The organism is Paraglaciecola sp., from assembly GCF_030730205.1.
Taxonomy (GTDB): domain Bacteria; phylum Pseudomonadota; class Gammaproteobacteria; order Enterobacterales; family Alteromonadaceae; genus Paraglaciecola.
The window spans coordinates 1-13,258 of record NZ_JANQVQ010000125.1; the positions used below are offsets into that span (position 1 = coordinate 1).

The 13,258-nt window shown below is 46.1% G+C and carries 14 protein-coding genes; all 14 read right to left on the bottom strand.

Annotation, left to right across the window (positions count from 1 at the left end):
• Positions 1–118: 118 nt before the first annotated feature.
• The 14 genes from NWQ57_RS08800 to NWQ57_RS08865 all read right to left on the bottom strand — a co-directional run bounded on the left by NWQ57_RS08800 (position 119) and on the right by NWQ57_RS08865 (position 13,253).
• Positions 119–1,159: an AgmX/PglI C-terminal domain-containing protein gene (locus NWQ57_RS08800; protein ID WP_306021777.1), complete on the bottom strand. Its 1,041-nt coding sequence runs from the start codon at positions 1,157–1,159 to the stop codon at positions 119–121.
• Positions 1,156–1,704: a biopolymer transporter ExbD gene (locus NWQ57_RS08805; RefSeq protein WP_306021778.1), complete on the bottom strand. Its 549-nt coding sequence runs from the start codon at positions 1,702–1,704 to the stop codon at positions 1,156–1,158. Before NWQ57_RS08805 ends, NWQ57_RS08800 begins: the two co-directional genes overlap by 4 nt.
• 23 nt (positions 1,705–1,727) lie before the next feature.
• Positions 1,728–2,294 (bottom strand): biopolymer transporter ExbD, encoded by a 567-nt coding sequence (locus NWQ57_RS08810; protein WP_306021779.1) that lies wholly within the window; start codon positions 2,292–2,294, stop codon positions 1,728–1,730.
• A 22-nt stretch (positions 2,295–2,316) separates the two neighbouring features.
• The gene (locus NWQ57_RS08815) at positions 2,317–2,982 is read right to left on the bottom strand and encodes a MotA/TolQ/ExbB proton channel family protein (protein ID WP_372340904.1); all 666 of its coding nucleotides are present in this window, start codon (positions 2,980–2,982) and stop codon (positions 2,317–2,319) included.
• 69 nt (positions 2,983–3,051) lie between these two features.
• Positions 3,052–3,345, bottom strand: coding sequence for a hypothetical protein (locus NWQ57_RS08820; RefSeq protein WP_306021780.1), 294 nt, complete (start codon positions 3,343–3,345; stop codon positions 3,052–3,054).
• Complete coding sequence (locus tag NWQ57_RS08825; protein WP_306021781.1) at positions 3,342–4,082, bottom strand: tetratricopeptide repeat protein; 741 nt, start codon at positions 4,080–4,082, stop codon at positions 3,342–3,344. Before NWQ57_RS08825 ends, NWQ57_RS08820 begins: the two co-directional genes overlap by 4 nt.
• Positions 4,069–7,068 carry a tetratricopeptide repeat protein gene (locus NWQ57_RS08830; RefSeq protein WP_306021782.1) on the bottom strand — a complete coding sequence of 1,000 codons (3,000 nt, stop codon included), beginning with the start codon at positions 7,066–7,068 and terminating at the stop codon, positions 4,069–4,071. Before NWQ57_RS08830 ends, NWQ57_RS08825 begins: the two co-directional genes overlap by 14 nt.
• Positions 7,065–9,245 (bottom strand): tetratricopeptide repeat protein, encoded by a 2,181-nt coding sequence (locus tag NWQ57_RS08835; protein WP_306021783.1) that lies wholly within the window; start codon positions 9,243–9,245, stop codon positions 7,065–7,067. The genes NWQ57_RS08830 and NWQ57_RS08835 overlap by 4 nt, the downstream gene beginning before the upstream one ends.
• The gene (locus NWQ57_RS08840) at positions 9,246–9,815 is read right to left on the bottom strand and encodes a hypothetical protein (RefSeq protein ID WP_306021784.1); all 570 of its coding nucleotides are present in this window, start codon (positions 9,813–9,815) and stop codon (positions 9,246–9,248) included.
• A 26-nt stretch (positions 9,816–9,841) separates the two neighbouring features.
• Positions 9,842–11,080 carry a DUF3570 domain-containing protein gene (locus tag NWQ57_RS08845; protein WP_306021785.1) on the bottom strand — a complete coding sequence of 413 codons (1,239 nt, stop codon included), beginning with the start codon at positions 11,078–11,080 and terminating at the stop codon, positions 9,842–9,844.
• Positions 11,067–11,312, bottom strand: a complete 246-nt coding sequence (locus NWQ57_RS08850) for a DUF4266 domain-containing protein (RefSeq protein WP_306021786.1) — start codon at positions 11,310–11,312, stop codon at positions 11,067–11,069. Before NWQ57_RS08850 ends, NWQ57_RS08845 begins: the two co-directional genes overlap by 14 nt.
• A gap of 7 nt (positions 11,313–11,319) precedes the next feature.
• A complete protein-coding gene (locus NWQ57_RS08855) occupies positions 11,320–11,877 on the bottom strand; it encodes a TlpA disulfide reductase family protein (protein WP_306021787.1) in 558 nt (185 codons plus the stop codon).
• 24 nt (positions 11,878–11,901) lie between these two features.
• On the bottom strand, positions 11,902–12,528 hold the full coding sequence (locus NWQ57_RS08860; RefSeq protein ID WP_306021788.1) for an outer membrane beta-barrel domain-containing protein: 627 nt from the start codon (positions 12,526–12,528) through the stop codon (positions 11,902–11,904).
• Positions 12,498–13,253: an SH3 domain-containing protein gene (locus NWQ57_RS08865; RefSeq protein ID WP_306021789.1), complete on the bottom strand. Its 756-nt coding sequence runs from the start codon at positions 13,251–13,253 to the stop codon at positions 12,498–12,500. The genes NWQ57_RS08860 and NWQ57_RS08865 overlap by 31 nt, the downstream gene beginning before the upstream one ends.
• Positions 13,254–13,258: the final 5 nt, after the last annotated feature.

The window sequence follows — 13,258 nt, forward strand, 5'->3', positions numbered from 1 at the left end:
CCCGTAAATTCTCTAGCCTTTTTATCAGCGCTTTTTTATTGGCTGCTAATTTTCATAACACCATCATATTTTTTGTCAAAGCTCATAGCCATAAGTATAAGCAGCAAGCTATTACGTACTAGAAAGGCAAAAAATTAAATGAGTAGTCGAGCAGGGTTTGTGTGGCGTTTTGTGCGCCAAAATTTATGAGTTTTATTCTGGCCAGCAAGGCCTCTTCTAATGCTTGAGAGTCTAATTCGCTGCTGACAATTTTAACCGCTGAAACACTGCCATCGGGCTCAATTTGAATATTAACGGTTAGCTTGCCTTGTAAACTCGCATCTGAGCGCAGGGCGCGGCGATAGATGGCATAAATACCACCTTTGTTAGCATCTAAGACTTGGCGGATAGACTCCGTACTGCGATTGCCGATGACCACGTCTTCGTCACTGGCTTGTTGTGCGGCCAGTGATGCAAGGCCTTCATTCGGTGCGACATATTCGGTATTTTTGCGCTCAGCTAATTCGCCTTTAGAACCTGTGTCACTGCTGAGTTTTGCGGTATCCACGCCGCCGCTGGCAGTACTGACTTTTTTGCCAACGAATTTGCGCTGAGTTTGATCAGTAGTACCGGCGCCCTTAATACTGTCGGTATTGGCTAAATTATTGATGCTGGGATTTTCTCGCATACTGGCCAAGTCATCTTGTAAGGCTAAGAGCCCGCTTTGTTTGGCTGTTTCTTTGGCCTGTTCAGTCATTTCAGCCTGAGTTGGCACCTTCGCCTTAGGCGTTTCTACCTTTTTGACCTCTTTGGGTTTTTCAATCTTGGGAGGCGGTGGCTTTTTCTCTGGTTCTTTTACTATTGGTTGTTTTTTCTCTGGTTGTTGTTTTTCTGGCACAACGGGAGGTTTGGGCTCGACAATAGGTTTAGGTGCTTCTACTTTAATCGGCTTAATCAAACGGGTTAATTGCGGCGGTATTTTTTCTTTTTCTTCACGAGGCCTTTCAGGTAGCTCTTGCCATTTCACCACGCCAGCCATGATACACGTGCACACTAGTATTGCGCTGCAAATCACTTTGAAGCGTTTGTTTTCGGCGGCACTAGACGACCACGGCAATACCGACACAAAAACGCTAGCTGAGCTGCCTTTTAACACAGCGGTGGCGTTCACAACATTCATGATGCGTCACTCTGAGCTGGCTCAGCAGCGCTATCCGATAAAGTTTGCTCAATGCCCTCGACGGCCAAGGAAATATTGGTAAAACCCGCTTGCGCACAGGTTTGCATTATGCGTTTTAACAAGGCGTAGGGTATGCTTTTATCACCCATGATGGTAATGGCTTTATCGAGTGGCTGTCCTTCCTCATCAAGTTGTACCCCAGAGGATTTGCTTGATTGGTAGGCTAGCTCATCGCTTAGCTCGCTGATATTTTCATCGGCTCGGGCCATAATGTCTGATACGTCGGCAAGTTTTCGCCCTTGCAGAATTAAATCATTATTGTTGATTAGCAAAACCAAGGTTTCTTTCGCCGCTTGTTTGGCGGTGGATTTAGGTAATTCAACACTTTTGCTGTTTTGTAATACTTGTACGTCTGAGGCATTCAGCATCAAGAAAAATACCAATATGGTGAAAATATCCATCAACGACACCAGACTTAATTTCGAGTCTTTGGCCATTCTTCGATGATGGCGTTCCATGCGCATGGCTCGGGCAGATTTTTTCATGTTGTTATCCTTCTCTGCACATACTAGTTGGCGCCAATGCTACGATCTGCTTCGTGCGCGGCGTCAAAGACTCGGTCGTCTTGCGGCGCATCACCTAAGGAGATTTCTGGAAATAATTCAGCATCAACCACACTGGCCACCACCACGTCAGGGTACGAACGAATGCTATCCATTAAACCAATAATGGCCTCGTAAGGAATATTCTCTTCAAGTAATAAGGTGGCGGCTTTTTTATCAATATCTTGCCCAAGCAAATTCTGTTTGATTTGTTTTAGGGTAAATTGCAAGGCCTCGTAGTCATAGCCCTCGTTAACTAAGGGAATGTCTTTAATCAAGTAACCTTGCGGGTAATACACTGCAATGTTGTGAGTTCTGACCACAATTTCTAAACGCTGATCTTTTACATCAATAGGAAATTCGCTGGCTTCGCCCAGTTCAGGCAAGGTGAGCTCTAGCACGGTGATGCGTGAAAAAACCATCATCATCAGTAACACAGGCACTAATACGATCATCAGGTTCATAAATGAAGTGATATCGAGCTCAGCGTCCGCTTTTTTACCTTTGCCGCGCCCTTTGCCAAATCTTGCCATGAGACTCTCCCGCTACGTTGGCTTATTCAGCACGGTCAGATTGGCGAGAATGGGTGCTTAACGCTTGGCGAGCGATCAGTAAGTTCAAACATTTCACACCGGCCATTTCCATGCTGTCGATTATTTCTGTGGTTTTAGTTTGTAACACTGAATGAAAGGCCAATAGTGGAATTGCCGCAATCAAACCAAAGGCGGTGGTATTCATGGCCACTGAAATACTTTGTGAAAGTAAACTGGCTTTTTCTGAGGGGTCAGCGGTGGCTACCGCCGAAAACGCCGCGATCAAACCGATAATGGTACCTAGCAGACCTAATAACGTGGAAATATTCGCTAATGTGGCTAAATAGGCCGTGCGTTTTTCTAGGCGTGGTGTGGTTTCCATTAAGCCTTCTTCCATGGCGTATTCAATATCTTCACGGCGTTGGCTGTGATTTAATCGCGCCATACCGGCCCCAATAATGCGACTAATCGGCGCAGTGTCGCTGCTAGCAAAGCTCAGCACACCTGCGTAATCGTTGTTGTTGAGTAGGGGCTCCATTTGCGCGAAGGCTTTTTTGTTCACCCTTTTTGCCATACTCAAGAATAGATAACGTTCAATAGCAATGGCTAAACCCAAGGCTAAGACGATGGCGATGGGAAACATAAACGCTCCCCCTTCTTGAAAAAACCTTACGATGACGTCGAACATATGAATTGCTAACTCCTTGAGTAAATATCTCTGCACTATACCTAATTTTGAACCTTGTTAGGTATATCCTTAGGGATTTAAGCTTTCGCTGGGATAACTAAGGTTTTGTTGTTGGCTTAAGGCCTTTAACTGGCGACTGAATTCATCACGCTCTAAGGGCACAAACTTGCGATTAATGCGTTCTACGATAGGACTAGGCAAGGCTTGCTTGATTGTAGGGGCTTGCCAAGGCACGATAGTTAATACCTTGGGCTGCTCTTGATCGCCGCGAATAGTGTCCTCTAGTTGAATAACTTGTTGCTCTTGCCCCATCACACTGTTGGCCACTACGAGTATGCTCAAACATAACAAATAACACTTCATAGGGCGTCTTCCTTAATTGAGCCAGAGCTGGCATTGCTGGCTTGTAATTGGCGCTCAAGATCAGCAATCCAGCTTTTTACCTTACGATCAGGCTGCGTTAATAAGGCCTGATACACCTGATAATCGGCGAGCGCTTGTTCTTTTTCACCTAAATATAAATCGTACAAAATGCCACGATTTAGGCGGGCTTGAGTAAAGGCCGGCCAACTGTCTAACGCTTGATTGTAGTGGTTTAAGGCAACACTGAACTTACCCTGTTGGCGGTACAATAAACCAAGGTGATTGTGTGCCAAATAGTTGCTGGTTTGTAAATTAATGGCTTGGCGTAAATAGGCTATGGCTTGCTCAACGTGGGCCTGTTTTTCAGCAATACTGCCCAGCTGAACCCATACACCAGATAGCGCTGGATAGTGTTGCGACATGGTTTCATACAGTGATTTGGCTTCATCTAGCTTGCCTTGCTTGAGCAATTGAGCCCCCGCAGCAAAGCGGCTTTTTGCCGAGTCAGGCACATTAACCAGGGCACTTTCTTCTTGATATCGATTGGGTTTAGCTTGCAGAACAAGCGCTTCGCGTTGCCATGGGTCGCTTGGCAATAAGCCCTTTGGCGCAATAGGCTGTTCTACCTTAGGTGGTGTTGTATTACTCCTTGTTACAATGCCGTCAAAGGTGGCACAGCCGCCAAGCAACAAGGTAACAGCTATCAGCGAGCCGCTAACACCCTTAGAATATTTCATTGCTCAGCTCCACGTGTTGTTCAGCTTTGCGATACCGAGCAGGCATAAGCTGTTCAAGGGCCACAAAACTTTGCTTAATCCACTTATCGTAGTCTCCTTGCCAAGCCCGTTTTGCATTGGTTTCATGCAAAGTGATCGCTTGTTCTTCAAAGGGAAACGCTTGCTCTTCTAACAGTAAGGTATATTGCTCTAGCTCTAAAGCATTCAAATTTTGAGGCTGACTTGAGTTCATTAAATCTTTGGCAAGCTGATGATAAATATCCGCTAAATAGAAATTAGCGGCAGTCACAAACTCTGCCACCTGATAATCAAGCACCTGATTAAAGGCTGCAAGCGTGTCAGTTTGTGCTGATTTTTTCAGGGCTAAACTCTTTTTAAGGGGTAAGCTGAGTTTGATTTGTTTGAAGTGATTAAACTTATCTTGCGCAAAGACCAAGGCACTCATGGCCGCTAAATAGCGCGAGCGGTCAGTGCGTTCAATAGCAGGGTCAGCCAAGGCTTGCTGGTCACCGTCAATGAGCTTTTGCAGCCAAAAGCGGCGCTTGGTGTCATCGTTAGCTTGGCGATACATTTCACTTAATACAAACCGCGCTTCATTCGCCTCAGCTAAAGGGAGCGTAAAGGCATGAGCATAACTGCGATAAGCTGCCAACGCCGCTTGCTTTTGACCTATTTTATTAAAGTATTGCGCGGCAACATACAAAGCTTGTCGCCCCTCTTCACTGGCGGGTGATGCTTGCCACAGCACCATCAGTTTATCAGCCGCTTGCTGCCAATTTTCATTTTGCTGATAGGCGTATATCAACTTGTCGTCGATGCCTTCAGTTAAAGAATTATCACTGAAACGCTGTTTAAAATCTTCAAGCAAGTCAATGGCTTGTTGCCAGTCTTGCATCTCCAGCAAATAGGTGGCGGCGTCGTATTGTGCATTGACGCGGATGCTGGTTTGCGGAGCAAGGGCGATGACCCGTAAAAAGTCATTCACCGCCAAGGGCAGGTAATGTTGTTTGACATTAAGCTCGCCTTGTTTATAAACACTGGCCGCCAATCTTTCCTGAATATCGGCTTTACTGGGATCATTCGCAGCTAACTCAAGAGCAATATGTTGATAAGACGTCTCCGCTGCCACGTAATCTTCAAGAGCAAATTGACTGTGAGCAATCACCAACATACTGGCTTTTATATTGGCTGGTGCTATAGCAGGCTGCCATGCAAGTAAGCGTTGCGCGTTGTCGATAGCCTGCTGATAACGGGCTAGGCTAAAGCGTTGCTGCATGGCGATATACAGCACTTCTGGCGCACGGCTATCACTGGCAAACTGCTCAACAAATTGATCTTGGCTGGCAAGTTGTTGGTCTAGCCACTGCTCTTGACTCAGCGGACGAGTCTCATCACCAACGAGCTGAATTTGTCGGTACGCTAATATAGCGGCATACGCCGCTTCTGCAGCCTGAGGATAGGTGTCAGCTGCATAGGCATACGCCTCGAAGGTGTCTATGGCCTCGGCGTAATGGCCAGCGGCAAATAAAGCTTCACCTAAACTAAAACGTAAGGAGGGAGTGACAGGATCGTTGTAAAAAGTAGCAATAAACTCGCGATACCACGCTGCGGCTTGTAAATAACTGCTTGTGGCTTGGGTTTGCAGGTCAGCAGCAACCGCTTCTTCGTTCAGATTACCCAAAGTGGCTTCTGAGCTTGACGATACACCTTGGCGTTTGGCCCCTAACATTTGTGCGCGGCTATGTTCAAACACAGCCAGCTCTTGTAAGTATTGACTCAAAAAAGGCGCCACGCGTTCTTGCTGCACTACGCCCCAACGAGGCCAATATTCGCCGTGAATACCGTAACGCTGCACAAACAGGTCTTTAGCGGGTAAGACTTGAGTCGGAAACTTGCCAAGTATGTACGCATCGATTTCTTTCACCGCAAAAATGGGCGCTTGAAAGTGCTTGGCATGCACTAAGGTGAAGCGTTGATACACATCGGCACTGTCTTTAAAACGGCTTTGATTGAGATAAAGCTGGGCTAGTTGGTCGTACAATACATATTCGTAATGACGAGCGCCCACCCGCGTAAAATGCTCAACTATGCTATCCGCGCGGTTTTCGTATTGATTTTCTTGATAAGAAAATAACAAACTCATGATCCGAATGGTGTCGTTGACTAAGCGCTTTTCACCAAGGCCCAATGCATCAATTTGTGCTTGGCTATCAAATTGCGCCATCATCGTTTGCGCAATGATGTCGCTGGGTAAACTGTTATCCAATAACAGAGTAAACGCTTCTAAGGCTTGGATATTTTGATTGCGTTTAAAAAAACTCCAGCCCAGCATATAAGCCGAAGTAGCGTAATACGCGCTTTGTGTGCCTTGACTCAAGACATTTTGATACGCTTCGACCGCCGCAGCATAGTTATTACGATTAAACGCTATTTCACCAAGGCGAAAATACACCTCAGCCAAATACGGATTAACAGGAAAGGCTACTAGCAATTGCTGCAAGGTAAGGTAACTCTGCTCAACCTGCCCTAACTGTTCATGGGCTTTGGCAAGCTGGTACAGCACTTCCATATTACTTTCTTGCTGAGGCTGACTGACCAACAAGTCTTGGTATTGCTTCACCGCCGATTGTAAAATATTTTCACCTTGCTGATTAACCAATAAACCAGATTCAAGCTGTCGTTCAGCCAATACCGCAGTTAAATCAGCTAAGCGATACTGCACAATTTTTTTGGTTTCAGGCTCTGTTACGCGGGGCAACAAGGCGGCGTAGTCAGCGCGTAATTGCTCCAAACTCGGTTCTGGCAGCAGCTTATTATCAATGGGAATAGGCGCAAAGTAAGACTCCCCCAATGTTTTCGAGGAGATGTTAAATTTCTTAGGCGCAGTGGGTTTCGGGTCAAATAGGCCAGTGCTGCAAGCAGATAACAATAAACACACTAAGGTACTGAATAATAAAGGACGAGAGCCGAAGTGATGATACATCATTTTGGTTGTACCTCTGCTGCCTTGGGCGACAACTGCATAGGACGACCAATTTCAGGCTTGGGTATTTGCGAACCGTGCGCCTGATTTTGCTGCAAAGCTTGATCCTTAAGTCTCACCATGGCCAATTGTGCCTGCATTATGTAGTCATTTACGTTGAGCACTTGCTGGTCTATTAGGGCCGAAAGTTGTTGACTCAACCTGCCGAGCAGTTGGCCTTGCAAAGCGTCATTATTTTGCTGTTGTTGAGTAATTCGGATGGTTAAATTGCCGACTCGCTTACGCTGTTCAGCATAGTTGGGGCGCCCTTGTAGGGCAGTCAATAATTGATTTTGCTGCTCGGTAACCCGTGATAACTCACTATCAAGTTCAACTAAGGCCTTTTGTGCTTGCCAGCGTTTATCCGCGTAGGCCTCGCTCGCCTGCCAAATTAATATGCCTTCAGCACGCCTTAAACGCTGGGCATATTCAGCTTTAAGTGTATTTTGCTGCAAACGACTTTGCGCCTGTTCTATATCGGCCCAACGCTGCTTTGCTCCCTGTAGGCGCGTATATTGCTGCTGGTATTCGAGTGGCATAAGCACTATGCCATCAGCTTGTTGTTCGGCAACTCTGAGCTGCTTTGCTAAGGCATCGCGCTTCGCTTGTAGTTGAGCAAGCTGTTCAAATATTTGGCTTTGCAACATGGCCTTAGCTCTTTCAGTGCGCTCAATTTCTCGCTCGTCTAACATTAATTGGTAATGCGCCATGCGCGTCTGCCACTCTTGGTATTGCGCATCTAACCTTTGCGTTTGTTGCAGGGCTGATAATTCGTGACGAAACCCGTTACTGACACCTATGCTGTTGAGCAGTTCAAGTAACATACTCGTATCGGGTGAATTTGCGATCTTAGGGGCGATGAGTAAGGCCTGTTCGGCGTCGTAATTGTGTGCAAGTGATAACAAAAACGGAGCTTGATTGACTTGCTCCCGCGCCACACTTAATTCAGCCAAGGCTTGATGAAAGCGGCTCACGCCAGCGCTTAATACCGCAACCGATTGACGGGGAGCGTACGCTTTTTCATAGGCATAAGATGAGGCAAGATACGCTTCTAATGTGTATTCTGAATGCTGAGGTAAATTAATTAAACTCTGCCAAATGCCCAATGCAGTTTGCAGTTCTTCACTTTTTACTGCCGCCCAACCATAACCCAATACTGCAGCGTCACCATCAAGGCCTTGACGACGAATTTTGGCAAAAACTCGATAAGCCTGCTGGGGTTTGTTTTGCTGCAATAATACATACGCTAAGGTCAAGTTGGCCCGGTCTATAATTCCCAGCACTTCTTGTTGCTGCTCCTGTGCTTCGTCTTCAGAATCGGGGCGTGATTCTTGTAATAAAGGAGAAAACCAGCCAGTGATGAGTTGAGTAAAGCCTCGATTTGGCCGATTAACCAATGATGCTAACTGTTCAATGGCACGCTCTGTTTCTCCGTTTTTCAAGCTGGCTAAGGCTTGATTGTAAAGCAGGTAATAATGATAAATTGAATTGTCAGAGAGGGCGTGCGGCCAATTTTCTGGCAAAGTGGGCGTAGCATCAGTTAGATACTGATTGCGTAATTGCGCCTGTAAATACACCCACTGATCGTGACTCTGCACATCTAAATAATCGTTGGCTTCTGCCTCAACAATCTGACTAAAGGCCTCTGAGGCTTGTTGCCATTGCCCTTGGCGATAGTAAGTCAATCCTAACAAATACCACGCTTGGGTGCGTTTTTCAGCCGATTCATAAGCCCCTAAATAACGCTCAAACAGGCTGGCGGCTTGGTCTTCTAATCCATAAGCCAGACTCAAGACTCCTTTGAGTAAGGTCGGTTCAATATCTTGAGCCCGCAAATAAGCAGGTAGCTGCAACAACCCCTGCGGATAACGCTCTTCAATCCAAGCGAGCTGACTGAGTGCATCTTGCACATCACCTTGAAAGTAAGCATACAAGGCGTTTTGATAGCGTTTTTCTAGTAAGACCTGCGCGTTGTTGTTGGCAATTTGATTATTGGGCTCTTGGGCACTCGCGGCCAGTGGCAAACAAAAACACAGCACTGCCCAAAGACTCACCTGCCCTGCACTGACCGCCCAACGCTTTCGTCGGACCTGATACACGTGACTAAGTAAGGATAGCAATGGCAATTTAGGCTGAGACATTTAAAGTTCAAGCACCTTAAATTCAGGTTGTTGGCTGGCGCTAGAATCAGTGATGCGCAGCTCTAACAATTTTGCGTCAGCAGACTTGGTAAATACCAAACTGGTGGCGCGGGTATACTCTCTATCATGGGGGCCGGTGCCAATGAAAAAAGCGCTGATTTCGTGCTCACCTTGGGCAAGATTAGCCACATGCAGTTTTTGCACGCCGCCTTTGACCAATGCCCCTTGCTGTTTTTCAGTATACAAATAATGCGTTACAGTTTGTCCATCGAGTTTTACCTCAACTGAATCTAAGTCAAAGTAAGTCCCTACATCCATGGATAAGTAGACTACAAGCTGAGTGCTTGAAGGAAATAACAAATCTTCCTCCAATACAAACAAATCACGATTGAGAGCGATCACTTCTTTTTTTAACTGTTGCAGTTGTTCTTGAATGCTTTGGTCATCAGCCGTATTGCTGCTTTCTTGTGCCCACACCCCAGCACTTAGAAGTAAAACGCTCATGGCCCAGATACGCAAACCAGCGCCGACACTACGAATACATGCTGCGCGTTGAAAAAAAAGTTTCATTACATTGCCACCTAATTGGGTTATCACTAGTAAAAAATCGACACGTACAAACGTGTAATATTGGCTGAAAATTCATATAAGGGTTCATCGCCCACAGGAGCGTCCACCAGCACATTCCGAAAATCATCGTAAGCAAATCTAACATGATCAAAATCAAGGTTAATGCTGCTTTTTTTCAACCAGTTGGCGGCTGAAAAACGAAACTCGTAACTCACACTAAACCCTAAGGCGACATTGCTAAAGGTACTCATTTCTTTGTCACGGGCGCGAAAATTAAATTCTTCACTGCGCTGGTATAAATCTTGATAAAAATCGGCTTTATCTTGCGAATAAAATCGACTGCGCAATTCGATGATCCAGTCATCAGTGAAGGTATGGATGTAACCTACTTTGTACGTATTGGCATCAATGCCCCACGTATCCGAGAAGACTTTTGCCTCAGCGTATAGAGACGCGCGATAGGGTAAGTAATAATTAGCGCTGAGTGCGGCGGCATTACTGGTTCGAGTAGTGGGATAGGCTTCAGTTTCAAAGCGATAGCCCCGAGCGCTAGACTCATCAATAAAACGCACTGAACGGTAAGGATTATTGAGGTAGCCTTCATCGGCAATATTCTCAAAACTCAAGCCGACGATCATGTTTTTAGTCACCACTTGGGTTAGGCCCAAGCGATAATTTTGGCGATCAGCTTGTTCTAAAAAGTTGTCATCGCCTCGCTTACCCACTTCATCGTTACCACGAGCATAGCCGATACTCAAAGTTGTTAAGTCACCAAAAAAATCTTGTGACAATCCAAATGAAATAGATGTAGCTTCAAAGTCGTTTTCAGAACTGGTGGTATAACTCAAATTCATTAGGGTTTTGTTGCGCAAATAATCAAGCCCAACACTGTGTTCGGTGCGCTCTTCTTGATATTGACTTGCGGTAGCCAACACATCAATAGACGCACCCGATATGGTATCAACGTAGTAGTTAGCGGTTACTGACACACTGTTACCAATGTTTTTACGCAGTAAAATGGACGGGCCATCAATAGACATGCCGCCACCTTGATACGAGTGATACATGGCGTCAGAGCGCTCTTGCGGTAATACCGCTGCTTGCGTGGTTGCACACCATGTCATGATAACTATCAAGCAAATTAGAGGTAGTACTTTGGCGGTGTATTGCCTCTCACCAAAGTCTTTGGAATTATAAGGGGGCAGCAAATGAACGAGCCCCCATACGCCTCGTGGGATGACCGGCATATTGTTAATTGCAACCACAACCGCCCCCTGCCCCACCTTCAGCGCCTCTTGCTCCTTCGCGCGCTTGAAACGCGTGGTGAGTGTAACTGCTGGCAACGGGGTTACGATTCATGCTCATGATGGGGTCAGCTAAATTTTCTCGCTCATAGGGCTGCACCCAAGGCTCAATCGAGGCACAACCACTCATCAACAGCCCAAAAACCAAGGTAAGAGCCGGCTTGATATAATGACGTTTAAATAGCGACTTCATAAGCAGATTATTCTCTTAATAAGGTTTTAATAATGATTTCGTATTTTGCCACATCACCACTTTTATAGCCTTTGTGCAACAAGCGCTGGTAGCCATCTCTGTCTACAATGACTGTAGTGGGCATGGCGCTGACATCATATAATTTACTGACCTTGGCATCAGGGTCAAACAATACCGGAAAGGTTACTGCGATGTCGCTTAATAAGACTTCAGCTTTGGCCGGGGTTTTATCCACATTTATGGCCAAAATGGTAAATCCTAAGTCTGCATAGTCTTGCTGCAGTTTTTCGAGCAAGGGCAGCTCTTCACGACAAGGTCCGCACCACGATGCCCAAAAGTTAATTAACACCACATTGCCTCGCTGCTCTTGCAAACGCATATTGCCGTCATTTTTACTGGCTAGGGTAAAATCAGGGGCGAGCTCTGTTTTACCGGCTGCCATCGCACTTGGTTGAGCAAGCACTAATAGACTCAAGAACATTGTGGCCATAAAAGCGCGCACACTACCAAGCGATACCCTCGGCGATAAACTGTGCGCTATAACATAAAAAAATTGACTCATCATTCGGTCTCTACTGCTTTGTGGTTTTTAAAAAAAGAACGTCGCACCCAGGCCATACTGAATATTGTGTGTGGTCTTTTCATCGCCGATTAATTCGCTGTTAAACAGATGGTCTTTCAGCTCAACTCGTAGCGAAAAGTAATCAGTGAGTAAAACCCGATATCCTGCCCCTAAACTTACGGTAAAACGCTCGTCACCTCCAAATTCGGTACTGCCTGCACCAATAATAAAGTAGGCAGCCGAGTTAATGACCAAGCTGTCAGTGACAAACGTTTCGCCGTTTAAGTTGTAGCCCAAACCTAGGTTGTAATAACGATAGTTGCGCTCGTCTTCGGTTAATAGCGGCGCTCCACCGCTGAGTAATTCAAAGCTGGTTTGCCCTGCGGTCGCTTGCTCATAAGCGGCTTCCACAAAAAAATCTTCGTTAATATGAAACGCAAAACGGGCACCGACGATGGCACTTGTCGAAAAATCTTCAATGCTGATCACGCCTGCCACTAAGCCAAATTCGAAATTTTCTGTATCAATATTGGCTTCATTTATTTCTCGGCGCTCGGGCTGTGGCTCGATAACACTGGATTCTTGGGCTAAGGCGGGGCATGCACACAGCACCACTAGCGAGATTAAAAAAAGACTGCGAAACCTAATTGCCATTGTGCCAATTCCTCGTTTGTGTCTCGGTCGGTTTTGACCAATAAACTGTTATATTCCAACTTAACCAAAAAGTTACGTGCTAAATAGTAGCGTAAACCCAATCCAGCCGAGAGCACATTGGCGCTGCGTTTTTCATCGCCACTTTGCACTAAACTACCCTTGGGGCTTGTCCAAATCTTACCGGCGCTTACTACAAAATAAGGCGCTAAACGCCACTCTGGAAAGGCGTTATGCCTGATGTTCACCAGCGCCAATTGATTTTCAGAGTAAGTGCCCACGGCTTGCGTAATATTAACGCCTAAGGCGATATTTTCGGTGGCCAGCCAATTACCGATAACGCTAATACTAGGTACGCCATCAAAGGAGCCCGCCATCGCCCCCACTTCAAATTGGCGTTGGCTAAAGTCCTCAAATGAGCCATCAGACAGTTTTACCGGTGCTAAATTGCTGTCTAGGGTGAGGTGCAAGTCGTCTTGACTGATCCAGCCTTGTTGGCCTTTTTCATTTTCTACTTTAAACCACGCTGTGCGCTGCTTGAGGACTGTAAGCCACTGCCCTTGCTTGGCTACTGCAATCACCGGATAACCGCCGGCAGGGCCAGAACGCATATCAACATAAGCGGTTCTTACTTGGACTTGAATCGGCGCTTCTGCTTGGCCACTAAACGACCAACATAGCAGCAGCAAGCATATGCCCCACAAGCCCGCGCTTTTACACTTGAACACTGCAT